Source organism: Candidatus Hydrogenedentota bacterium (assembly GCA_035450225.1).
GTDB lineage: Bacteria > Hydrogenedentota > Hydrogenedentia > Hydrogenedentales > SLHB01 > DSVR01.
The window spans coordinates 1-25,021 of record DAOTMJ010000032.1; the positions used below are offsets into that span (position 1 = coordinate 1).

At 61.1% G+C, this 25,021-nt stretch carries 18 protein-coding genes and 1 pseudogene; 17 read left to right on the forward strand and 2 right to left on the reverse strand.

Going from position 1 to position 25,021, the window contains the following annotated elements; all coding sequences use genetic code 11:
* Positions 1-197: 197 nt before the first annotated feature.
* From P5540_14915 to P5540_14975, 13 genes are all read left to right on the forward strand, one after another.
* Positions 198-1,415: an MFS transporter gene (locus tag P5540_14915; protein ID HRT66107.1), complete on the forward strand. Its 1,218-nt coding sequence runs from the start codon at positions 198-200 to the stop codon at positions 1,413-1,415.
* A 182-nt stretch (positions 1,416-1,597) separates the two neighbouring features.
* Positions 1,598-4,336 carry a tetratricopeptide repeat protein gene (locus tag P5540_14920; protein HRT66108.1) on the forward strand — a complete coding sequence of 913 codons (2,739 nt, stop codon included), beginning with the start codon at positions 1,598-1,600 and terminating at the stop codon, positions 4,334-4,336.
* Positions 4,336-4,770 carry a hypothetical protein gene (locus tag P5540_14925; GenBank protein HRT66109.1) on the forward strand — a complete coding sequence of 145 codons (435 nt, stop codon included), beginning with the start codon at positions 4,336-4,338 and terminating at the stop codon, positions 4,768-4,770. The genes P5540_14920 and P5540_14925 overlap by 1 nt, the downstream gene beginning before the upstream one ends.
* A gap of 60 nt (positions 4,771-4,830) precedes the next feature.
* Positions 4,831-5,979 (forward strand): ATP-binding protein, encoded by a 1,149-nt coding sequence (locus P5540_14930; protein HRT66110.1) that lies wholly within the window; start codon positions 4,831-4,833, stop codon positions 5,977-5,979.
* Between the two features lie 95 nt (positions 5,980-6,074).
* Entirely contained in the window at positions 6,075-7,229 is a 1,155-nt protein-coding gene (locus tag P5540_14935) for a Gfo/Idh/MocA family oxidoreductase (GenBank protein HRT66111.1), read from the forward strand.
* Positions 7,226-8,371 carry a glycosyltransferase family 4 protein gene (locus tag P5540_14940; protein ID HRT66112.1) on the forward strand — a complete coding sequence of 382 codons (1,146 nt, stop codon included), beginning with the start codon at positions 7,226-7,228 and terminating at the stop codon, positions 8,369-8,371. The genes P5540_14935 and P5540_14940 overlap by 4 nt, the downstream gene beginning before the upstream one ends.
* Positions 8,372-8,448: 77 nt before the next feature.
* On the forward strand, positions 8,449-10,515 hold the full coding sequence (locus P5540_14945; protein ID HRT66113.1) for an alpha-galactosidase: 2,067 nt from the start codon (positions 8,449-8,451) through the stop codon (positions 10,513-10,515).
* A gap of 137 nt (positions 10,516-10,652) precedes the next feature.
* A complete protein-coding gene (locus tag P5540_14950; GenBank protein HRT66114.1) occupies positions 10,653-11,519 on the forward strand; it encodes a sugar phosphate isomerase/epimerase in 867 nt (288 codons plus the stop codon).
* A gap of 181 nt (positions 11,520-11,700) precedes the next feature.
* On the forward strand, positions 11,701-13,041 hold the full coding sequence (locus P5540_14955) for a sulfatase (GenBank protein HRT66115.1): 1,341 nt from the start codon (positions 11,701-11,703) through the stop codon (positions 13,039-13,041).
* 284 nt (positions 13,042-13,325) lie between these two features.
* Entirely contained in the window at positions 13,326-14,492 is a 1,167-nt protein-coding gene (locus P5540_14960; GenBank protein HRT66116.1) for a VCBS repeat-containing protein, read from the forward strand.
* Positions 14,493-14,564: 72 nt separating this feature from the next.
* Positions 14,565-15,863, forward strand: coding sequence for a Gfo/Idh/MocA family oxidoreductase (locus P5540_14965; protein ID HRT66117.1), 1,299 nt, complete (start codon positions 14,565-14,567; stop codon positions 15,861-15,863).
* A 32-nt stretch (positions 15,864-15,895) separates the two neighbouring features.
* Positions 15,896-18,598 carry a HEAT repeat domain-containing protein gene (locus P5540_14970; GenBank protein ID HRT66118.1) on the forward strand — a complete coding sequence of 901 codons (2,703 nt, stop codon included), beginning with the start codon at positions 15,896-15,898 and terminating at the stop codon, positions 18,596-18,598.
* Positions 18,599-18,716: 118 nt separating this feature from the next.
* On the forward strand, positions 18,717-19,169 hold the full coding sequence (locus P5540_14975) for a hypothetical protein (GenBank protein HRT66119.1): 453 nt from the start codon (positions 18,717-18,719) through the stop codon (positions 19,167-19,169).
* A gap of 62 nt (positions 19,170-19,231) precedes the next feature.
* Here P5540_14975 and P5540_14980 read toward each other — a convergent pair whose 3' ends face one another.
* Positions 19,232-20,329, reverse strand: a complete 1,098-nt coding sequence (locus tag P5540_14980; protein ID HRT66120.1) for a uroporphyrinogen decarboxylase family protein — start codon at positions 20,327-20,329, stop codon at positions 19,232-19,234.
* Between the two features lie 150 nt (positions 20,330-20,479).
* On the opposite strand from P5540_14980, the gene hemW reads away from it, so the two are divergent.
* The 3 genes and pseudogenes from hemW to P5540_14995 all read left to right on the forward strand — a co-directional run bounded on the left by hemW (position 20,480) and on the right by P5540_14995 (position 22,550).
* Positions 20,480-21,571, forward strand: coding sequence for a radical SAM family heme chaperone HemW (gene hemW, locus P5540_14985; protein ID HRT66121.1), 1,092 nt, complete (start codon positions 20,480-20,482; stop codon positions 21,569-21,571).
* A gap of 305 nt (positions 21,572-21,876) precedes the next feature.
* Positions 21,877-22,221, forward strand: a complete 345-nt coding sequence (locus P5540_14990) for a nucleotidyltransferase family protein (protein HRT66122.1) — start codon at positions 21,877-21,879, stop codon at positions 22,219-22,221.
* Positions 22,202-22,550 (forward strand): annotated as a pseudogene (locus P5540_14995) (DUF86 domain-containing protein). Before P5540_14990 ends, P5540_14995 begins: the two are co-directional and overlap by 20 nt.
* 32 nt (positions 22,551-22,582) lie before the next feature.
* On the opposite strand, the gene P5540_15000 reads toward P5540_14995, so the two are convergent.
* The gene (locus P5540_15000) at positions 22,583-23,737 is read right to left on the reverse strand and encodes a uroporphyrinogen decarboxylase family protein (protein ID HRT66123.1); all 1,155 of its coding nucleotides are present in this window, start codon (positions 23,735-23,737) and stop codon (positions 22,583-22,585) included.
* Positions 23,738-23,796: 59 nt separating this feature from the next.
* On the opposite strand from P5540_15000, the gene P5540_15005 reads away from it, so the two are divergent.
* On the forward strand, positions 23,797-24,876 hold the full coding sequence (locus tag P5540_15005) for a 3-deoxy-7-phosphoheptulonate synthase (GenBank protein ID HRT66124.1): 1,080 nt from the start codon (positions 23,797-23,799) through the stop codon (positions 24,874-24,876).
* The last annotated feature ends 145 nt before the right edge of the window (positions 24,877-25,021 follow it).

Here is a 25,021-nt window from a genome sequence, read left to right on the forward strand (position 1 = left end):
GCTATTTTCAAGGCGTCCCTCCGGGACTTCGTGTCGAACACCGTCTCATTCGACCGATCTGAAAATATAGAAACTCCAGGAAGAGGCTTCCAGTCTCTTGTTGAACGCGGCAGGGATGCCGCGTTTGCGTTGAACGCGGATTGCGGCGTGTGCAACTGTGTTGATTTCGCAAGACCGAACCCCTAGACTTTCCGGCGATGTTCACACCTTTCTTACGAATCTGCCTGGGAGCGTTTCTTGTTGATTTCGCGGTGATGATCTTCATCACGGCGATGCCGTTCTATGTTTATAGCCAACTGGGCGGGGGCGCGGCGATGTCGGGCGGGATCGGGGCGGCGCAGGCGGTATGTTATGCGCTGGCGTCCTTCGGGTCGGCGTGGCTGGTCTCGCGCGCGAAGAACGGCATGATCTTCGCCGTCGCGGGCGCGATCCTGTTCGGATTTTTTTCGTGCCTGTTTCCGATGTCGCGGAACCCGCACGTGTGCATGGCGACTGCGACGATCGCCATGGCCTCGATGGCGTTGGTGTGGCCCGCGCTGCACGCATGGGTCGGCGGCGAGCCGGACGTTCATCTGCGCGCGAAACGCATGGGGTGGTTCAACATCTCATGGAGCTGCGGCTTTGCGTTGAGTCCGCTGGCGGCGGGTCCGCTGTTCGATCACGATTACCGCCTGCCTTTCTTCGCGCTCACGGGGCTTTGCGCGGTCTGCGCCGTGCTTCTTCGAAGCCTTCCCCATGAAAAAGATCATTACCATCCTGCCAGCGAGGAACTGCTGGCGGCGCGGGCCGGGCATGATCGCGCGAGCGAGGCGCACTTGTACAGCGCGTGGTGCGCGACCTTCGCCGGCAGTGTTCTTGCAACGGTCACGCGCAACGTGTTTCCAAAACGGATTGACGAACTCGTGGCGTCAGGCGAACTGCGTTTTTTCTGGGAGGATGCTCCGGCCGCTATCCTTACAGCCGATGCCGCCACAAAATATTCCTGGCTTGCGTTCGCGCTCGGCGCGACGACCGTCCTCTCCTTTTTCATCCTTGGCCGGACGCGGCGCTGGCATCATAACGCGGCGTTTGTGCTGGGACTCGAGGCGCTGGTGGCGGCGGCGTTTTGGGCGTTGGGAACGACCCGCAGTCTCGCCGTCATGTCGCTTTGTTTTATTGTCACGGGCGCCTTTGCCGGCGTGACGTTTTTTCAGGGCGTTTATTACAGTATGGCCGACACCGGGCAAAAACACCGCCGGGCCGCCATCAATGAAGGCGCCGTCGGGCTGGGCGGTTTTGCCGGCAGCTTGGTTTTCGGCTACCTGGCCGGACGCCACGGTATGGCCATGCCCTTTCACTACACGCCCGTGTTCGTCGCCGCGATGATGGCGCTTCAGATGGCGCTTTTGCGTCACGGCCGGCGAAGGGAAGATTGAAAAGCCGCCATCGGGATTTCCTGGAAAATTCGATGCCCCTGCACGGATGCGATCTTTCCGGACTGGCAATGCCAAGGAGGGGTTGATACACTTGGGGACAAGGGCCGCCTGCCCATGGCCGCATGATCCTGTCGAACGGCGCATGGGACAGGTCGCGCCATGGTTGGATTGACTGCGAAACGATGCCGGCAAACGAGGAAACAGAACGGAACGACGCGAGCCGCGAAGACGATTTTCTTCTGGATCCTTCCCTGCTCGATGCACTGGTTCAAGAGGCCCAGGCCAAGGAGCCCGGCACCGGCGATGCCGCCGAAACGGGCTTGTCCTTGTCCAAGGACGATATCGAAGCGCTTCTGAACAACGAGGAACTCGGGCGTACCGGGGCAGAAAAATCCTTGGAGTCGGAAATGCCCCTTGCCCCGCGTTCATCTGCGGTTGGCGCGGAACGTGGCAATATAGACACTGTTATCCCGGACGCGCCGGAGGCTTCGGCGTCCGCCGACCCGGACAACGCGGTGTCGCAGGAGATGATAGACGCGCTGATTATGGCCGCCTCGCGCGATGAAAATGCACCGCCTCCGAAGATGGTCGAGCCGTTGCAGGAACCGGCAACACCCGCCAGACCCCGTAAAATGGAAAAGGAACCGGAAGCGGCGCGGGAGCGTCAAGGCCATGGCGCCGGAACGCAAGAAGCCGGACCGGAATCCCTGCCGGAGCAAGCGTCGATTACCCAGAGGCAGGGCAAATTGCATCGCGGCGTGAAACGTCCCCGTATGCCGCGCATGCCGCACATGCCGCGTATGCCGCGCATTTCGATCCGGGGAAATCTGATACGGGCCGTTGCGTCCTTAGTGGTAACGGTATTGGTTTCGGCCGCAACCTTTGCCTATTTGCAGGCTCACCGGGAGCGCACACCGGCGTTCGAGCCTATCGAACGGATTGCCGCGCTGATTCCCGAACCGGAAGCCTTGACTGAATCCCCAAAGGAAAGGACAAGCGCCGTTCCTCCGGGATCGCCGGGCGGGCTTGCGCCATCGCTTACGGGCACGCAGGCCGACAAGGCCTTCGAGTCGCTTCGCACGGCCTTTTTATCATTGGGATCCGATGCCGTGCCGTCGTCCATCGAGGCAATGCACGCGCGCATGACCGATTTCATTCTCGGCGCCCCCAATCACCCGAGGCTGGCCGAGATTTATCAATGGAAAGCCCAACTCTACGAGCGCGAGCAACGGATTGCCATGGCGCGTGAAATGTACAAAATCATCCTGGCGCGGTTTCAGGATATCCCCAATCCCGACGCCGTTTTTCTGGGCGCCGCCAAAGCCGCCGTCGCATTGAACCAGCCGGCGGACGCCATGCGTTTTGCACGGCGGCTGCTCGACGAGCACCCCGAATCGCCATTGGTTCCGGAGGCGGAATTGGTCCTTGCGGATGCCTACGCCGCCTTGAACCGCACCGGCGACGCCTGCATGATCTGGTCACGCATCGCACAGGCCGATCCCTCTTCGCAAGCCGGAAAACAGGCCGCCGAACGCCTGGGCCAATCGCTCGTCGAACAGGGCCGCTTCGCCGACGCCGTCCATCTGTTGGAGCCGCTCGTAAATGCGGCGGAAAGCGCCGAAGGCCATGAAAAACGGTATTGGCTGCTGGCGCGGGCGTACCGGGGCGTTGGGCGTCTGGAGGACGCGCGGCGCCGGCTGAACGACATTCTGGCGTTCTTCGGGCAATCGGACGTCGTTCCGGACGCCATGATCGAATTGAGCCAGACGTTGGACGAGTTGGGGCTGCGATCCGACGCCGTTCAGATCGCGTTGGACGCCGCGCAGCGGTACCCGCGGAACGCGGCCGTATTGCGCAACCAGGGAAATTTGCTGGCCGCCAACGGACAAAAGCGCGAAGCCGCGGAGGTGCTCCTGGCCGCGCGATCCGCCGGCATGAAGGATCCGAATCTTTTATTGGATGCGGCGCGCCATTTCCGCGCCGCGGAGGATTTGCCCAAGGCGGAAGAAACCTACGCGCGGCTGCTGCTGGAATTTCCCCGCGCGCCCATGGCCCTCGACGCGGAAATCGAGTTGGCCGAGGTTTTGTGCGCGCGCGGCCAAACGGCGAAGGGCATTCGTAGGCTCGAAACCCTGCTGTCCACGGTGTCCGAGGGTCCGAAACGGCTGCCCGTCTTGTTTTCCATGGCCAACATGTATCAAGGTCTTGGATTGAAGACGCGCACTGCGGAAATCTATCGCCGGATAGCGGGTCTCTCAAACGAGCCGGAAATTCTGGCGCGGGCGGCGGCGGCTTTGTTCGATGCGGGCGCCATTGACGAGGGTCTTGCGGTGGCAGACCGCGTGGATCGCGGCAAGATTTCCGAAAAGACCGCCTGCGAACTCCTCATGAAGCAGGCCTCGGCGATCGAACCCGCCAATCCCCAGCGGGCATTCGACTGCATCGAGAAAGCCTATACGGATTATCCCGGCCAGCGGACGCCGGCCATCGAGCGCAAACTGATGGCCGGATATGCCGCCCGCGACGATGCCATCCGCGCGGGCGCACTGTTGGCGGCCATCGAGGCGCAAGTCCGGGAGACGCCCGCCGATGCCCCCCATTTTCGTCATCTGGCGGTAATTTGGGCCGACCATCTTTACGACCAGAAAGACTATCGAGGGGCCGCGGATTGGTATGCGCGGGCGTCCGGAGAAGAAACCGCCAACGATCCGACGACGGCATGGGCGGCCTATCAACTGGGAAATTCGTTGCTGAAACTGGGCGATCTGGCCGGCGGGGCCGCGGCCTTCGACCGGGTGGCCGCATCGGGCGGGGAATGGGTTCGGGACGCGCAAATCAAGGCCGCTCACGCCCGCATCGCACTGCGTACACGCGGACAACCCGTTCCGCCGATGGCGTCGGCCCCCGGAGGACGTCGCTGATGGCGGACACATCCCTTGTCGAGCGGGTTCGCCGCCATTTGGCGCGGCAGGCGGCATGGTTCGAGGACGTTCTCAGGGAACTGGAACACATTCGATTGGATGACGACGACTTGGCGGACGCCATGCAGACGCTCGCCCGCCGAATGGAAGAACAGGCGCAATGGGAATCGGCGCAGGCACGGCTCATGGAGGAATGGCGCGGCGCGGCCGCTTCGGTTTCCGAGGCGGTTCGCGCGGATATTCGCGCACAATCGAATCATGTGCGGACGTTGGCGGAACGTGCGAGCGACGCGTACCGGCGCATGGCCGCGGAAGCCGAAACGAAAAAAGAGCGCGTCGGCCGGCAACTGGCCGAACTGGGCCGCGGGCGCGAATTTCTGCGGCGGCAGTATGTCGAGGATACCGGCGGATGGCTGGTGGATAGAAGAGCGTAGTACACCGAATAACAACACTGGAAATGATCTCGCGAAACAAAGAATCGGATCGCTTTGGCCATGGTTGATCCCGGCGAAGACGTGAAGGCGCTCAAAGAAGCCTTCGACATGTTCACGCGATCGACGCAGACGCTCGAGGACGCCTATCGGCGCCTCGAGGCGCGGGCGCGCGAACTCGGCCTCGAATTGGCTGCGAAGAACCAGGAACTCGCGCTGACCATTGATTACCTCAACTACATCCTCGAAAGCATGTCCGACGGCGTCATCGCAATTGACACCAAAGGCGTCATCACCACCTTCAACCGAGCCGCGAGCGACGTGTTGGGCTTCACGGCCGCCGAGGCCGTTGGACGCGCCTTCCATGAACTCCTAGGCCGCGAGTTTTCGGCGGCGCCCACGGCCCTGTCGGGCCGTTTGCGGGCCAAAAGCGGCCGGGGCGTGCCGGTCGCCGAACGCGACGAACCCATCGCCGACCGCAACCACACATGCATCGGATATGTGAAGGTGTTCCAAGATTTGACCGAGATTGAAGCACTGCGGGAACAGGTCCGGCAAAATGAGCGCCTGGCCGCCATCGGCGAAATGGCCGCGACGGTCGCCCATGAAATCCGAAACCCGCTTGGCGGGATACGAGGCTTCGCCGCGTTGCTCGCGCGCGACATTCCCGCCGACGATCCGCGATCGCGATTGGTTGAAAAAATTCTGGCGGGCGCGGCCAACCTCAATCGGGTTGTGGACGAATTGCTCGAATATACGCGGCCGGTCGAAATCCGGCTGCGGACCGTGGATTGCGCCGAACTGGTGTCCGCCGCGCTGGCCTACCTCAATCTCGACGGACGCCCCGTCACCCTCCACAACAATGTCGCGCCGGGACTGTGTGTTCGCGCGGATCCCGACAAGATGCGGCAGGTGTTGCTCAACGTGCTGATCAACGCCGTGCAGAGCATCGAAGGCGCCGGATCGGTATGGATAGATGCGGTCATGGAGGCGGATTGGGTGGCGCTGTGCATCCGCGATTCGGGCTGCGGCATTGATGCCGGGCATATCGGCAGGATATTTTCCCCCTTCTTCACGACAAAGGAAAAAGGCACGGGACTCGGCCTCGCCGTCGCGGCCAAGATCGTCGAGGGCCACCTCGGCGCGATTGAAGCCGAAAGTTCCCCCGGCAAGGGCACCCTCATGCGTATCCGGCTGCCGCGGGTGGCGTAACCGGAAATCCGGCCCTTATATCTCGTCGTAAAAAAAGTCGCCTGTCCGCGCGATTGATCGGTATAATCGCGGCACAAGACATTGGGTCCGGGCAGATGGACATCGTACAACAACCGGCATGGTTTAAAATCAGGAAGACGCTGCGCTATGCGCGCCTGTACGGTCCGGGACGGACCTATATCAAGGTGCGCAGCGAACTGCACATGAAGAGGCGTTTTGCGGTGTTGCCGGCCAAACGATCCGACTGGCTTCCGGGCCAATCCGTCGGGCTGATCGGGTGCGGACGGTACGGTTACTCGACCATCGCATACTACCTGCAACGCCGGTTCGGGGCCGTCATCGGCGCGTGCATGGACATTGACGCCCACCGGGCCGCGTCGCTTGCACAATTTTTCCGAATCCCGCATCACACGGACGACGCCGAAGAACTCATCGCGGACGGCCGGTTGAAAATGATTTATATCGCGTCGAACCACGCGACCCATGCCGAATATGCGATTCGCGCGCTCGATGCGGGCAAGCACGTCTATATCGAAAAACCGCATGTGGTAAGCGAAGATCAGTTGGCCCGGCTGTATAAGGCCATGAAACGTTCCGGGGGACGGGTTTTTCTCGGCTTCAACCGACCCGTGGGACGGCTCGGTCGGCGCGCTATCGAGTTTCTTGCGCGCGAACCGGGTTCGGGCGTCTACAACTGGTTTGTCGTGGGCATGCTGCTCGACGAGGATCATTGGTATCACGACGAAGGTGAAGGCGGGCGCGTTCTTGGCAATATCTGCCATTGGACGGATTACGTCCTGCATCTCGTGCCGCGCGACGCATTCCCGATAGCCATCCATCCGGTGCGTGACCGGAAGCCGGACGAGGATATCGCGATCTCGTATCGCTTCAACGAGGGATCCATCGCCGTGATTACCTATTCGGCAAAAGGCTATCCCTTCGAAGGCGTCCGCGAGCGTTTTTCGGCGCAAAAGGGCAATTGCATCCTTTCGTTGGATGACTTCGAGCGCCTGCGCGCGGACGTGCTTGACCGGAAGCATATCGTGCGCAATTTTTACCGGCACCACGGACACCGCGAGAATATCTGCGGAGCCTATGAAAGCGTGTTTCAGGGACGTCCCTACGATTTCGCCGCGCAATACACGCACATCGTGAACACGGCATGGCTGTTCCTCAAAACCAAGGAAGCGCTCGACCGCGATCGCCCATTGATCATCGGGGCGTGCCCGTTGCTGGACGGGGACTCATGAAAATCTGCATTCTCCAAACCATTCACGAACCCTACGACAAGCGCGTGTTCCACAAGGAAGCCAAAAGCCTTGTGGCGGCAGGCTATGAAGTCATATCCATCGTTCCAAGCGATCAGCCGCTGCCGGACTCCGCCGACGGCGTTCAATTCCGGCGCATCCCCGTATCGAAGAACTTCCTCGACCGGTTTGTCTCTTCGCTGCGTCTGGCATGGATGGGCCGGCGCGAACGCGCGGACGTGTACATGAGCGTCGAGCCGGAATCGTGGGTATCGGCGCTGCTCATCAAGTTGGCGACCGGACGGAAGATTGTTTTCGACGTCCACGAATACTTTCCCACACTTTTCGCGCGGCTGTTTCCCAAGGCGATGGAACGCGCGGTCGTATGGGCGACGCTGAAAGCCATGCGCGGCATGGCGCGCATGACCGACGCGCTGATTCTGACCAAGGAGTGCCTGCGCGCGGATTTCGCCGGGCTGCCCACGCCGGCCACGGTCGTCCTGAACACCAACCATCTCCAACCGCCCTGCGCGGAAATTCCCGAAGGCATCCGCTCGCGCTATGCGAATCGCACGGTTATCATCCACCAGGGCATATTCGGCGACGCGCGCGGATCGTACCAGTTGCTCGATGCGATGAAACTCGTGGCAGGAAAGATTCCGGACATCGTGTGCATTTGTCTTGGCGATTACCTGTACGGGGACGAGGCCGCCTACCGGGAAGCGCTGCGGGCCAGCGGCATGGATCGCCACATCGAACTGCTCCCGCCCGTTCCGTTTCAGCAGGTGCCGGCCTATATCGCCGCGTCGCGCATCGGCCTGATCCTGTTCCAGCCGGTCGGACTGCAACACACGCTGGGCATGCCGCACAAGATGTTCGATTATATGCGCGAGGGCGTGCCCGTCATCGCTCCCGATTACGCCGTCGAGATCCGGCATGTCGTCGAGGAAGCCCAATGCGGGCTGCTGATTGACGTCACCAATCCCGGGGCCATCGCGGAAGCCATCATCCGCCTGATCGAAAATCCCGAGGAAGCCCGGCGACTCGGCGCCAACGGACGGCGCAGCGTCGAAACGCGCTACAACTGGGAAACCGAGGAGAAAAAACTCCTCGCCGTCTTTGAAAACCTCCGCACGAAACCGTGAGGTGTTCCGCTGGAGGTCAATCGGCCGTTTTCGCGGAAGGCGGAGCAGGGCTATATTGAAACTATGGGAGACGTTCAATGGACACCTTCTTGCTGATGTTTATGATTGTGGCGACTGGCGTCTTGTTGATTCCATGCGCATGTGCAGCGGCGGCGTTGCCGGAAGAGATGGCGGCGATGCGCGACTGGACCGCGAATCTTCTCGGCGGCGATCCGAGCCGGGTGTTGTCGTTCCAGTACGGGGGGCGTCCCATCGGCGAAGTCGCGATTGCCTGGAAAACGGAAAGGACGAACGATGAGAGTGCGCCGGATCGCATCGAACGCGTTCTGACGATCTCCGCCCCGGTATCGGGGCTGGTCATTCGATGCTGCGTGACGGAATACAAGGATTTCCCGGCCGTCGAATGGGTCCTGTACCTCAAAAACGCCGGAGACGCCGACACGCCGATCATTTCGGACATTCTGCCGATAGACGCCGGCTTCGTTTCCCTGCGGGCGGAGGAGGTGCGCCTTCATCATGCGAAAGGCAGCGATTGCCGCATGGACGATTTCGCGCCGCTGCTTACCCCGCTCGGTCCGACGGGCGATCAACCGCAAGCACCGTGGATCGGCGAGGGCAATCCGTTTCGCATCGAATCGCAAGGCGGACGGTCTTCCTGCGGCGCGTTGCCGTTCTTCAATCTCGACATGGGCGCGCACGGCGTCATCGGGGCCATCGGTTGGACGGGCGACTGGGCGGCGTCGTTCCATCGAACCGATGCGGAGGTCCGCGTGCGCGCGGGCATGAAGCGGACGCATCTGAAACTCCTGCCCGGCGAGGAAATCCGCACGCCCCGCATTATGCTTCTGTTCTGGAACGGCGATCGGATGCGCGGCCACAACCTGCTGCGGCAATTCATCCTCACCCACCACTCGCCGACGGTCGGCGGCAAGCCGGCGCAGGCGCCGATATGCAATGCGACGTGGGGCGGCAATTTCATCAAGAAACACATCGAACACGGGCAGTGGTGGGTCGAAAACAAGTTGCCGATGGAGTACCTTTGGGTGGATGCGGGCTGGTTCGGCGACGACGAGGCGAAAGAGGGCGCGAATGTCTTCAACAGCGGTTGGGGACGTTTCGTGGGCGATTGGCATGCGAATCCCGGGTACTTTCCGGAAGGGTTGAAGCCGCTTGGACAGGCGTTGAACGACATGGGCCTCGGCTTTCTGCTGTGGCTTGAACCGGAACGTGTGTTCAAGGGCACGAAATGGCAGCGTGAACATCCCGAACTCATGCTGGGGCCGATCGGGGACAACAGTCTGCTCGACCTCGGCAATCCCGAGGCACGCAAGATGTTGACGGAGCATCTCGCCGCGCTTATCACCGAAGGCCGGATCGGCTGCTACCGGCAGGACTTCAACATGGACCCGCGCCCGTTCTGGGATGCGGCCGACGCGCCCGACCGCGTTGGCATGAGCGAGATCAAGCATATTACCGGTTTGTATGCGATGTGGGACGAATTGCGGCAACGCTTTCCGGACCTGCTCATTGACAACTGTTCGAGCGGCGGCCGCCGAATCGATCTGGAAATGATTTCGCGCAGCATGCCGCTCTGGCGCAGCGACGTGCAGTGCTGGCCGGGTTTCGGCATTACGGGCGTGCAAGCGCAAACGCAGGCGCTCGGCCTCTGGGTTCCGTTGAGCCTCGGTTGCTGCGATCGCGAAGACACCTACACATTCCGCAGCGCGCTCGGCCCCGGCATTGTCATGATTATGTACGATTTCGAACAGGACGTGCGGAAGCATTTCTCAACGGATTGGCTGCGCAAAATGCTCGGCGATCTGCAAACCGTCCGCAAGTACTTCTTGGGCGACTTCTATCCGCTGCTGTCCTTCTCGCTCGCGCAGGACACGTGGTCGGCGTGGCAATTCCACCGATCCGACCTTGAAGAGGGCATGGTGCTTGCCCTCAGAAGAAGCGAAAGCCCGTTCTCGGTCATGATGCCCACGCTTCATGGCCTGGATGAGAGCGCCGAATACGAGTTCCGGGATCTCGACACCGGGGAAACGGTCCGACATGCCGGCAAGGACCTCGCCGAAAACGGAATCGAACTGCGCGTCGCCCAGAAGCCGGGATCGCGGCTGCTGGTCTATCGGAAAATGTAAGTTGTGTGTCGGCGGGCAAAATGCGCCGGCGGTCTTGCCGTTGATTGGCCGCGGCCACGATTGACCCTTAGGACAGATTGCACGGACTTCTTTGACGATGTTCGTGGATTATCGGTATAGTCATGGCAGAGTGAAAAATGGAATGGCGCCTGCTGACGGCTTTGGGCTGGGGCGTTGATGTACAGGAAGGAGAGAAGGACTTCATGATCAAACTGGGCGTGAACACCGTGCTGTTCGGCAAGCACGATTTCCGTACGGCCATGCAACACATCAAATGGGCCGGATACGACGCGGCGGAGATCTCGGCGTTGAAGGGCATGTGCGAGCATCTGTGCCTGGACACGTGGAAGAAGGACGCGGCGGACATCAAGGCCATTTCACAGGACCTCGAATTGCCGATTACGGCGATGGAAGAGGGCGGATTGGATGAAAACCGGTTGATGCTGGCATACGAAGCGGGCGCCGAGATTGGCATTCCGGTCGTGAACGTCGGCCCGGGCGGATCCAAGGACAACCCGGAAGACTTGTCGAAAACCATTGATATCCTTGCCAAAATGGCGGAGAAGGCCGAACCGTTCGGCGTGAAACTGTGCGTGAAAGCGCACGTGGGCGCGGCTATCTGGAACACGCCGACGACGATCGTGGCGATGGCGAAAATCGCCTCGCCCGCCTTCGGCATAGACATGGATCCGAGCCACATCCATCGCGGCGGCGAAGTGCCGAAGGACGCGCTCCGGCAAGTCATCTCGCGCGTCAAACACGTCCATATCCGCGACTGCAAGGGACCGGGGCCGAGTCCGGGCGCGCCGGAAATGCAGGCCTGCGGACGCGGCGAGATTGATTTGATGGGGTATTGCAAGGTGCTCGTCGAATCGAAATTCGACGGGCCGGTCAACCTCGAAATCATCGGCGCGGGCGAATACGAACTGAGCCGCTGCGCCATTATCGCCGCGGAAAGTTACGGCTATTTGAACGCCTGCCTCAAGGCGTGTGGCGGAAGATAACAACAGGTTCAAGGAGCAAAGCTCAAGGCACGAGAATCGAAAGGCGGTCAGAGGCCCGAAAAAACGCTCCGGCAATCGCGGGATGCGGAACACGCGAATCCATAAACCTCGACACGCTATTTGAAACGGGTGGCCTTGCGCCTCGCGCCTATAGCCTAAAGCCTAATGAAGGAGAAATTGCATGGCCGCTAGACATCCAAACATTGTTATTTTCGCGATTGACAGCATCCGGCGGGATCACATGAGTTGCTACGGATACCCGCGCCTGACGACGCCGTATCTGGACCAACTGGCCGCGAAAGGCACGCTGGTCGAAAATGCGTTCAGCGCGTACATCCCGACGACGCCGGCGTATTCGAGCATCCTGACGGGTCGGGACGTGTTCTCGACGCGCATGGTTTCGCTCAGCCCAAAGGGTCCGCTTGACAAGAAACAGCCGACGTTGCCCGAAATCCTGCGCAAGGCGGGGTATATTTCGACCTGCGTCGGATTCGACGGCGGATTTTATCGGGGCTTCGATCAATACCTGACCTTCGAGGGCTGGCCGGCGTGGGAGGATCGTCCCGCGCGCAAGGCCGAGAACCTGAACGCCGTGGCTATCCCCGCGCTGGAAAAGATGCACAAGAGCGGCAAACCCTATCTGCTCTTCCTGCGCCACATGGATCCGCACGCGCCGTATCTGCCGCCCGCGCCGTACGATCAGATATTCTACTCGAAGGATCCCTGCGACAAGCGCGTCAACACGATGAAACCGGTCTTCGAGTTCAAGCCGTTCCGCGACTTCCATCGCTCGTGGATGCCGCCCGGCTGCACGGACAAGGACTATGTCATCGCGCAGTACGACGGCGAAATCGCCTATATGGACGCCTGTTGCCAGCGCATCATCACGCGGCTGGAAGAACTCGGCCGGATGGATGAAACGCTGATCGTCATCACGGGCGACCACGGCGAAACGCTTTACGATCACGATATCCACTTCGATCACCACGGCCTGTACGAGCCGACGCTGGTCGTTCCGCTGGTTTACTACTGGCCGGGCCGCGTCCCGCAGGGCGTCCGCAGCAAGACCTATTCGCTCCACGAAGACCTCATGCCGACCGTGCTCGAAGTCTGCGGCCTTCAGAAATTCGCCAAGGGCGTGAAATTCGACGGCGTTTCGACGGTCCCGTACTTCACAAAGACCGCGAATAGCCCGCGATCGGAGTTTTACATCACCGAATGCACGTGGATGCGCAAGCACGGCTGGCGCACGCCGCATTGGAAATTCTTTCAGGCGCTGGAACCCGACTTCCATCACAAACCGAAGATCGAATTGTACAACCTTATCGAGGATCCGGAAGAGAACGTCAATTTGGCCGAGAAAGAGAAAGACGTGGTCCGGTTCATGCGCAACCGCATGAACGCCTGGATCAAGAAACGCGAGAAGGAAACCGGCAAGCCGAACCCGATCCTCGAATACAAAATCGGAATGAACAAGTACATCGGATCGATCGCCGCCGCCAAAAAATTGCAGGCACGATGACCGCCCTGGCGATTTCGTGACGATTTGGCCGCATGGCGTGGCGCATGGCCGTTTTTTGCGCTTCCATCGGCCCATCCGCCGCCGTGCATGGATGCGGGCGCGCTCAAGCTCGAACCGTATCCGGATACGCCGGACAAGTCTCGTTTGCGGATTCCGTGTTTTCACTTGAATTGGGCCGGCGGGGGGGGTATTGTAGCCGTTCACGCGCGTGCCCGGAACGGGTGAAGCGTCGAAACCGATAGATGACATACTGTCGAGGACCGGTGATGGTTGGTTGTGTTTGGATGGCATGGGCATGTGCCAGCCTTTTGGGTGCGCCGGAGGCATCGGTGTCGGGCGCCGCGCATGAAAGCGTCTCGTTTCGCATGCACCGCGTGGGAACGTACCGGGGCGAGGCGTGCGGGGTGGGCGACTTCAACAACGACAGTAAACTGGATATCGTGGCATTGCCGTATCTCTATCTCGCGCCGGAATTCAAAGCACATCGGATTTGCGATATGCAGGGGGATGTGGACGAAAGCGGCAAAGGCTACCGCGACGATTTCATGAACCTCCCGCTCGACGTGGATGGCGATGGCCGGCTGGACGTGGCCCGCTGCACGTGGTTTGCCAAGAAGGCGGAATGGCTCCGGAATCCGGGACCGGACGGCGGGCCGTGGGAACGCGTTCTCATCGAGGAAAACGGCCATTACGAGTCCGGCGAACTCTGCGACGTGGACGGCGACGGGAAAACGCTCGAAATACTGCCCACTGTGGCCGCCACGATCTGGTATGAAGCATGCCTTTTGCCCGACGGCAAGCGCGGGACCGTCAAGCACGTGATTTCGGAGAAGGCGATGACGTGGGGCGCGGGCTGCGGCGACATCAACGGCGACGGCCGCCCGGACGTCCTGCGGCCCGATGCATGGTTCGAGGCGCCGGCCGACCCGCGCGCGGGCGATTGGAAGGAACATCCGCTCGACCTCGGTAGGCAGAAAGACGGCAAGCCGTGCGACACCGCGCAGATCCTTGTCTACGACGTGAACGCCGACGGTCTGGCCGACCTCATCTGCAGCGCGGCGCACGATTACGGCATCTTCTGGTACGAACAGGCGAAGAAAGACGGGGAAACCGCCTGGACGCAGCATCTCATTGACGATTCATGGTCGCAGGCCCACAGTCTCGCGCTGGCCGATTTCGACGGCGATGGCGACCTCGATTTGGTGACCGGAAAGCGCTTCATGGCGCATAACGGCGGCGATCCCGGCGCATTCGAGCCGCTGGGCGTTTACTGGTACGAATTGACGCGGCAACCCGCCCCGATTTGGAATAAGCACGTGGTTTCGTACGATCAAGGCATCGGTTCCGGCGTGAATATCCTGGCGCCGGATCTCGACGGCGACGGCGACGCGGACATCGTCGTGACCGGCAAATGGGGCGGCCCCGTTTGGTTTGAAAACAGGAGGGAATAACCTTCTAGTTCGTGCGCGTGCATGCACGAACGGAGAGACAGTCCCAACATATCGCATGAGGAGGAAAAGCACGTGAGCAGGAAAATGTCCCGTAGGAGTTTTTTGTCGGGCGCGGCGGCGGCCGTGGCGGCGCCGATGATTGTGCCGGCGTCGGTGCTGGGCCGCGGCGGCGCGACGGCGCCGTCGGAACGCATCACGGCGGCGGGCATCGGCATTCACGGCCGGGGCTTCGGCGACCTGAAGTGGATGATCAGCAACGAGGATGTGCAGGTTCTCGCCATCTGCGACATCTGGAAGCAGCAGCGTCTCGCCGTAAAGGAGTTTGTGGACAATTATTACGGCAACAAGGATTGCGCGATGTACCGCGACATCCGCGAGTTTCTTGTGGAACGCCCCGACATTGACGCGGTGTTGATTGCCACGGGCGACCATTGGCACGCCCAGGCCTCGATTCGCGCCATGCGCGCCGGCAAGGATGTTTTTACCGAGAAACCCTCGACCATGACGATCGCGGAAGGCCAGGCGGTCGTCGAAACCGCAAAACGGTACGGGCGCGTCTATCAGACCGGCACGCAGCGTCTCAGCGAAGCCAACCATGTATTCGCCATCGAAATGGCGCGCACGGGCCGTCTCGGCAAGGTGCATACCGCGTACGCCCACATCGCCCCGTGGGACGCCGCCAAAATGCACAACGACTGGAAGCCGGCCCAAGAACAGCCGTCTCCCGACGATGTGGACTGGGATATCTGGCTGGGACCGTGCCCGTGGCGGCCGTTCAACATGGAATACGTCAAGGGCGGCTGGCGCGGCTACTACGATTTTCACACGAGTTGCATCGGCGAGTGGGGCGCCCACACGTTCGCCCAGGCGCAGGCGGGGCTCAATGCCGGCGACACCTCGCCCATCAAGTACGAATACGTGGACAACGATTCGGGCGACGGCATGGTCTGCACCTTCGCGAACGGCCAGAAGATGGTCCTTTCGCGCGGCGACAAGTACTGGCATGGATCGTGCGGCGAACGCTTCGACGGCGAAGCCGGATGGGTGGCCGCCGCGGACGGCTATTCGATGGCCGAGGCATCCTCGCCCGAATTGTTGGCGGACTACAAGAAAGTGGTGGGCGAATATGTGGCGCGCACAGGGCGATCCCTCGACCACATGCGCAATTTCCTCGATTGCGTGAAATCCCGCGAACAACCGGTTGCCAATCCCTCCGTCATGCACCGATCGATGAGCACGGTGCATGCCGCGAACATTTGCATGTGGCTTGGCCGCGACCTTGAATACGATCCCGTGGCCGAGGCGTTCATCAACGATGACGAGGCCAACCGCCTGCGCGCACGCGCCCAGCGCGAACCGTGGGTTATCTAAATCCCCCATTGAAGGAAGGAGCACATTACGTCATGCGGAAGTCCATTGCGCTTGTTGTACTGGCGGGCCTGTCCATCCTGTCCGTCGCCTGTACGGCCCAAGAGGCCGATCCGATAACCGTTCTGAAATCCGATGCGTCGCTCGAACAGAAAGCGGAGGCATGTCGTGTGCTTTCGTACAAGGGCGGTCCGGATTGCGTGCCTATTCTCGCGCCCATGCTGACCGACGAGAAACTCTCGCACATCGCCCGGTATGCCCTTGAAGGGATGCCGTTTCCCGAAGCCGGCGCCGCGCTGCGGGATGCTTTGGGAAAAACCGCCGGCAAACTCCGGGTGGGCGTCATCAGTTCGTTGGGCATCCGTAAGGACGAACAGGCTGTGCCGGCGCTGATCGCGTTGCTCGCCGACACCGATGCTTCGGTGGCTCAGGCGGCGGCCGGGTCGCTCGCGGCTATTGCCACGCCCGAAGCCGTCAAGGGCATCGAGGAGGCGGTCGCGCAGGCCGGCCTTCCTCCCAATAACCTGCTGCCGTTTTGCGACGCCCTGTGCGGTTGCGCTGAAAAACTGGCGGCCAAGGGCGATCGCGACCGTGCCGCGGCCCTCTACGAACGGATGGCCAACGTTCAAAACGCCCCGGCGCCGGTTTACGCGGCGGCGCTTCGGGGTCTGGTGCTTGTCCGTGGCGCCGAACAGGGACTTCCGTTGCTGCTCGAGGCGTTGCGCGGCGAAGACGTAAAACGGTTCGAGGCGGCCTTGCGTGTTGCGCGGGAGATGGGCCGGGACGACGGCGTGACGCTTGCGCTGGCCGGTCTCTTGCCGGCTCTGCCTCCGGAGAGGAAATTGCCCTTCCTTGACCTGCTTGGCGAGCGCGGCGGCATGGCGGCAGGTCCGGCGGCGATGACCGAAGCCAAGGACGGCCCTGTCGAGGTACGAGCGGCCGCGATCCGCGCCTTGACGCGCATGGGTTACACGCCCGCACTTGCCTTGATGGAACAATTGGCTTCCGGCGAGGACGCCGAATTGGCCAAGGTGGCCCGCAACTCGCTAAGTTATTTTCCAGGCCAGGAAGCCGACGCCGCACTGCAGGCGATGGTTGACAACGCCGATCCCGCCATTCGCCGCGCGGCCATTGAATTGATTGGCGGCGGCGGACTCGACAATCCCGTTCCCCTCTTGGCAAAGGCGGCCAAGACCGATGCCGATGAAAGCGTCCGCGTGGCGGCCCTAAAGGCATTGAAGGATCGCGGCGGCATAGGAGAAATGGATTTTCTGCTGGCAATCCTGCTGGAAGGACGTTCCGCGCCGGAGATGCAGGCCGCCGAATCGGCGCTGGGGTCGCTCTGTGAAAGACAGAAACGCATGCCCGGCGCCGTCAGCGTGCAAAAGGCGATCTATGGCGTACTGCCCGACGGCCCCTTGGCGGACGTGACGGACAAGGTGAAAGCGCTCGTTGATTCGGGAATGCCTTCGATTGTCGCGTCAAACGACCTTGCGGGCGATCCCGCGCCGGGCCGCGTGAAGGCGCTCCGGGTCGAATACCTCGAAAACGAGATCCCTCTTTCCAAGACTGTTTCCGAGGGCGAAACGCTGAAATTGACGGTTGCGTCCGCGCCGGCTTCCATTGTGGATGCGTACTGTTCCGCGTTCGACAAGGCTCAGGGCATGGCAAAATTGGCTGCGTTGCGTCTGTTGGGGATAACGGGCAGCCCCAAAGCTCTCGCAATCGTGCGAGCCGCCGCCACAGCGGACGACGAGGCCATCAAGGAAACCGCATTGCGCACCTTGTGCGCGTGGCCGTCGGCCGATGCCCTCGACGCGGTGATGGAATTGGCCAAGACTTCTCCCGATGCGACGATAAAAGTGCTCGCGTTGCGCGGCGCCGTTCGTTTGCTGGGACAAAGCAATGCAACAGCCGCCGAATTGCATGCCCACTGCGAAGCGTTATTGAGTTACGCGGGGTCGGCCGACGAGAAAAAGACCGTGCTCGGCGGCTTGGCGGAAGTGTCCAGTCCCGATGCGCTGGCTTTGGTGCTCGCGCAACTCGGCGACGAATCGGTGAAAGCGGAGGCGACCCAGGCCGCCATCGCCATCGCCAAGAGCCTCGGCAGGTCCGCGCGGGACGACACGGCCTTTTTCAATGGCAAGGATCTGTCCGGCTGGCAGGGCAATGAAAAATACTGGCGCTGTGAGGATGGCGCCATCGTCGGCCACAGCAGCGAACCCATTCCGCGAAACGAATTCCTTTGGTCCAACATCGAAGTTCGCGACTTCTATCTGGCCCTCGACGTCAAACTTGAACCAAACACGGCCAACGCCGGCATCCAATTCCGTTCGAAGAGGATTGACGAATACGGCCAGGCGCTCGGTTATCAGGCCGACGTCGGCCAGGACGTGTGGGGCCGGCTCTATCATGAACACGGCCGCGGGAAACTGGATTGGACCGATCGCGCCGAGAAGGCTGTCAAGCCCGGCGACTGGAATCGCTACGAAATCCTCGCTGTCGGCCCCGTGATTTGGACGGCCATCAACGGCACGCCCGGCGTGGCGTTTCTGGATCCGGACGGCGAACGGTCGGGACTGATTGCGGTCCAGATTCACGGCGGCCCGCCGCAGACGGTCCATTACCGGATCAACAAACTGGTGCATGATCCGAAGATCCGAATGGAAGGCCTGTCCGCCGATCGGTTGATTGCCGCATTCGTCCCTATTCCGGGCGGGGCGGCCGCCGAAAAATAGCCCGTCCGGCGTACGGACGGGAACATCGCTCCGCATGGGCAAGGCGGCTGGACGGCCTGTCTTGCGGACGTGAGACAAACGCATTCCGGCCACTGGCCGCAAGGCAAAGGGATGGATCGTGCGTGGAATCTGTACATGGGTGTTGGCGGGTATTTCGTGTGTTGGCGCGGCGTGGCTGGCCGCGGGATGCCCGGGCGTCGTAACCGACGATACTCTTGTGCAAATGATCCCGTTTTCAGGGCGGTTCGGGTATGGACTTGAAGGCCCGTACGGATTCAGGGGATCGCTGACAAAGGACCGGCTTACGGACGCGAATTGGCGTCTAGAAGGTGAATTCGCCTTTCCCACGCCGGGGTATTGCGTAAAACGGCCGCGTGTCGCCGTGGCGGAATCGTTTCCGGAGCAGGTTACCGTGAAACTTATCGTCGTTCCGCCGCCGGAAGGAAGCGTCCTGCCTCAAGTCATTACGAACGTTTCCATCGAAACGGACATCCCCGCCTCCAACCAGGCCCGGTTTGTCATTCACGTGGTGACCGTGTCCCAGGGCGGTCTTGCCGCGATGACCCCGTAACCGGCGAGGATTTCCGCCGGTTTTCCAGACGCTTTGCGCATGGATCGGGTGATCGCGGACGCCTACGACCCTATGCGTCCGTTGTATTCGGCGCAGATTTCAGCGACCCTGCGGACGCGTTCAATGTCGCCGACGGGCGAGATCTCGTCGGATATGCCGAGCACCAGATTCGGCGCGAAGTACTCGATACACTTCCGTGTGTTTGAAATGAGGCTTTCGATGGGTTCCGAGGGCAGGAAATCCGTGCAGGGCACCCCGTCAATCATGATCCGATCGCCAAGCGCGTCGCGGATTTCCTCGAGCGTTACGTCGCCTTGCGGAACGGGTGTGATGGCTTCGTAACCGTCGAATCCGCAATCGAGCGCGTACGGCAGCAGTTGCTTGCAGTCGCCATCCCAGTGTGGATAGGTTTTCTTTCCCGCCTTGTGCAGGATTTCGTTGCGGCGAACGTATTCCGGCAGAACGAACCGCTCGAATATCGGTGGCGAACACAGTACCTGATGGACGTTGTCGCCGAAATTGACGATCTCGACGGGGCACGCCGCGATCATTTCGAGCATAGGCGTGTCGGCCTCGTTGATGACGGCGATGAAATGCTCCATTTCGCGGGGATACAAGTACAGCGCGGTCGTTCCGTTCTCGAATCCCATGTATTCGATCATGATGCGCATGATGTTGATGCGGGGAATGAAAATGGCCGGCGCGCCGCGTTCGCCGATAATGTCGCAGGCGCGCGTATACGCCTCCATGTCGAACCGCGCGCCGCGATGCTGGACGATCCATTCCATCACGCGCATGTCGTCCGGCGTCTCGACGGGATACTTGCGCGTGTGATGCGCGATGGAAGTCCGCTCGAATACCGACACCAGTTTGCCCACGGGCGTATGCTCGACCACCGTGGTCAGCGGCCCGTCACTGGTTTCCTCGCGCCGCCATTGTTCCGGCGGATCGTATCGCTGGGCCTCGTTGAACGCCCAGTACGGGCGCACCGAGCAGCCGAGGTCGTCGAAGACTTCGAGCAGCGACATGTCTCGGTACCGTTCCGGCAGCGTGCCCTCGTTGCGCCGCGTGTGGTACCAATGCTCGATCCGCGGCTGCCAAAGCACACGATCCACCGGCTCGCGCCGGAAGATGCGCAAGTTCAACTCGCGAAAGGTCATTCAACATCCTCCCTTCGTCCACGCGATACGCCGCGTCCCTTGCCGTATTGCACGCTGCATCATAGCGGGAACCCAGGGCCATGCGCCAGTAACGGCAAAGGCGTCACCCGGTTGCATCCCCGGCACGCCTTCGGGTCTACTTGATCCATCATGATCGGCATCTATGTGCACATACCGTTCTGCCGGACGCGATGTCCGTACTGCGATTTCCTCCGCTGGACGACGCCGAGCGCCGTGCCGTCCGCGTTTGTGGACGCGTTGTGCCGCGAGATCGCGGCATTCGACGGACCGAAGGCCGCGTGCAGTATCTTCTGCGGCGGCGGCACGCCGTCGCTGCTTGCGATTGACGATTTGCGCCGGATACTTGATGCGATCGGGAACCGTTTTGTGCTCGAAGCGCCGGAAATCACGCTCGAAGTCAACGCGGATGACGTGAACGCCGAACGGGCGCGCGCGTGGCGCGACGCGGGGATCAACCGCCTGAGCATCGGCGTGCAGAGTTTCGACGACGCCGTGCTCCGCTACCTTGGCCGCCGCCACGACGCCGTCCAAGCGCGCAAAGCCTGCGAAGCCGCGGCGGCCGTCTTCGACAACTGGAGCATGGACCTCATCTTCGGCGCACCGCCCTTCAAAGCGTGGACCGCCACGCTCGAAGAAGCGCTGCGCTTCGCGCCGACGCACGTCTCCGCTTACGGCCTCGCGTACGAACAAGGCACACCGTTCGAGGCACGCCGCGCCGATGCCGTGAACGACGAGACCTGGCTGGCGCTATACCGTGAAACCGAGACCATCCTTGCAGACTATGCGCATTACGAAATTTCAAATTATGCCCGCCCCGGCTGTGAATGCCGCCACAACCTCATTTACTGGCACAACGAAGAATACGCCGGATTCGGACCCGGCGCGTATTCGTTTCTCGACGGCGTCCGCTCGCGGAACACGGACGACCTCGATCCCTATCTCGCCGAGCCCGGCCGGCGAATCGAGAACCTGCGATTGACGAATCGCGAAATCCGTCTCGAAACCGTTATCCAATATCTCCGCCTTCGCGAAGGTCTTCCAAAACGAGTTTACGCGGATCGTTTCGGGAATACGGTCGAATCGGACTTCGGCGTTGCTCTGCATGCTCTCGCCGGGCATGGCCTGATCGAGGAAACAGCGACCGCTTGGCGTCCCACCTCGCGCGGCTTTGAACTCAACAACGAAATCGGCCTCGCGCTTGTGAGCGGACGGGGCGCATAGCGTTTTGGGCTCAGCCGGTTCTTGCGATCTTATCGACTCGGTTGAACTGGCGTGTCCGGACCGGTCTGATGACGTGAGACGCTCCCTATTTGTTCAAAGACCTCGATTGGCGACAACATCCCCTCCGGGGAAATGGAATATTCGCAGCGCCCTGCAAAGAACACATCCCTACTCAAGAAGCTGCCGATTCCCGACGCGGGTCTGAAGACCGCAAGAACCGGAAGAACCGCATTTTGAGTCACGCCAGCCCCTGGCGTATGCTTTGTTCAGCGAAGGCGAAATATACCGCGGCAGAGGAACGGACAATGGAGAATGGAAAAATCGCCGGAACCGGCGCGCCGGTCTTGACGTCGAAGCGGCAGATCCTCGACGCGCTACACCGCCATGCCGATACGATTGCCGGATTCGGCGTCGAACGCTTGGGGTTGTTCGGTTCGTTTGTCCGCAATGAACAAAACGCGGACAGCGACGTGGATTTCCTCGTCGTGGTCAAGTCTGGGCGGAAAACCTTCGACAACTTCTACCAACTGGCTGTCTTCCTCGAAGACCTCGTGGGCCGTCCCGTCGAGATCCTGACACTCGAATCGCTCAGCCCATACATCGGCCCGCATATTCTCAAGGAAGTCGAATATGTCGATCTCGCCGCTTGAGTTCCTGCGCCACATGCTCGACGAGGCCCAATACCTCATGCGGGAAACCGCCCGGATCTCGCACGACGATTTTTTAGGCCAATGAAACCATGAAACGCGCTTTCGCGCGAAGTATCGAGATTATCGGTGAAGCGGCAAAGGCTGTTCCTGAAGATCTGCGCGCACGATATCCGGAGATTGAATGGCGTGCCATCGCCGGTATGCGGAACCGGTTGATCCACGGATATTTCAGTGTTGACTATGAGATTGTCTGGGATGTCGCGCTAAACAAAGCGCCGCCATTGTGCAAGCAACTTGAACGCGTGCTGAAACACACAGGTTCCGACTGATTGGTATCGAGCGATTTTGTACAAAGCGGCCACTACACCCATCCAGTGATCTCCGCGAGGCGGAGCGCGTAGGTTTGGAAGTTTGGCCAGGAGATGTCCGGGGGGACGCCGTGGTCGCAGCCGGGGATGTACCCGCCGCTTTGGACGACGGGAAGAATGCGGTGCATCTCGGCGCGGAAAACGTTGCCGCCCGCGGCGATGGCGCGCTTGTCTATGCCGCCTTGGAATGCGAGGCGTTTGCCGTACCGAGCGCGCAAGGCAACGATGTCGTTGCCCGCCGCGACTTCCATCGGATCCACACAGTTGATCCCGAATTCGAGCCACACGGGAATCAGCAAGTCCACGCAGCCGTCGGAATCGATCGCGAACACCCGCGTGCCCGCCGCGCGGGCCTGATCGATCCATTGGCGGTAGCACGGCCCGCATAGGGCGCGCGTCTCGTCCGGGCCGATCATCGGGTGCGATTTGAACGCCATGTCCTCGGAGAAGTGGAGCATGTCGGGCACGACGCGTTCGAGGATCGGTTCGAGCGTCGCGCCGAAGAAATCGCCCCAGAACCGCGCCATCTCATGCACGAGGTCCGGGTCTTCGCGCAACATCATGCACAGGCCTTCCATGCCGCAGAACTCCCGCAACTGCCAGAACGGACCGTTGAACGACACGACCAACGGATAGTCCCGCTCGCGCAGTATCGCGCAACGCGCCTCGAAATCCGCGGGAAACCGCTCCGGATGCCGCGGGTCGAATCGCGGCTTCATCGCCTCCCAGTCGGCGCGGTTCTGAACGGGGAAGCGGTGCCATTTCCGCGTCACGAAGTCGCGCGGCGATCGGATATACGTGTAGTCGTACCGATCGGAGATTTCCGTGATCGCGCCCATCCAGTCCCGCACGATGTAGTGACCATCCTTGTGCTCGAGGACTTCTTCCTCGAAGGTTGGTATCATCTTGAACGAGACACCGAGATCGGTCCATGGCGTCTTCGGACGGAACTCGCCCGGCGGCAATCCTTTTTCCGCACGCCGCGCATCAATCAGATCATGGACCGCGTCCATGTAGTTGCGGCCTTCCGGCAGTCCTTGCGTATGCCACGCGGCCAACGTGGATTCGCGCGCGCCGCCCGGCGAAAAGGGAATCCGGTCGGGCGCGCCGAACAACAACGTTTCAAGAAACCGCTCTCGATGGGTCATAAATACCTCCGGCCAGGCTCAAAGCGTTATAATGCCTTACAGAAAAGGGAAACGCCAGTATGGAACGCACATTCGATCTAAACGTCGCGGCGATGACACCGCTGATCACGCCGCGTGCGTTGAAAGCCAAACTTCCAATGACGGAGGCGGCGAACAGGACGGTCGTCGAGGGCCGCCGGGCCATCCGAAACATTCTCGACGGCGCGGATCGCCGGCTGCTCGTGATCGTCGGTCCCTGCTCGATCCACGATCGCGACGGCGCGCTGGAATATGCCGAACGATTGGCGGTTCTGGCCGAAGAGGTCAAGAACGAGGTGTTAGTGGTCATGCGGACGTATTTTGAAAAACCCCGCACGACCATCGGTTGGAAAGGGCTGATCAACGACCCGAATCTCGACGGCACATACGATATGAAAACGGGCCTCTACCGGGCGCGCGAAATCCTGTTGCGCGTGAACGAAATGGGACTCCCCACCGCCAGCGAGGTGCTCGATCCGATTATCCCGCAATATATCGCCGACCTCGAAAGTTGGGCGGCCATCGGCGCCCGAACGACCGAATCGCAGACGCACCGCGAAATGGCCAGCGGACTCTCGATGCCCGTCGGGTTCAAGAACAGCACCGACGGCAACCTGCGCGTCGCGATCGATGCGTTGCAATCCGCCCGGCGCCCCCATCATTTCCTCGGCATCAACGAGGACGGCCAGACGTGCATTGTCGCCACGCGCGGCAATCCCTATTGCCACATCATCCTGCGCGGCGGACAGGACCGGCCCAATTACGATCCCGTCGGCATTATCATGGCCGAAGAACAACTGCGCGCGATCGGCGTCGAGCCGCGCATCATGGTGGATTGCAGCCACGACAACTCCGGCAAACGCCCTAAACTTCAGGGCCACGTCCTGCGGAGCGTCCTTTTGCAGCGCATAGACGGCAACACCTCCATCATTGGCGCCATGCTCGAGAGTTATCTCCGCGAAGGACGCCAATCCCCCGACAAGAACAACAAAGACCTCAAGTACGGCGTCAGCATCACCGACGGCTGCCTTGGATGGAAAGACACCGAACGCCTGTTGCGCTTCGCCGCCGAAGAATCGGCCTCCGGAGCATCGGGCGGCACGTTGAGAAGGTTATTTTAGCACCATAAACTCCTTTGAGAGTGCCGTGTTCTCGGAGTCGTGAAGGTCTCGGAATGTAACGCCGATTTCCAAATCGGCTTGCTGAAACACGACATGCCGATTTGGAAATCGGCGCTACCAAGCGGCCATTTTCAATTTCAACACA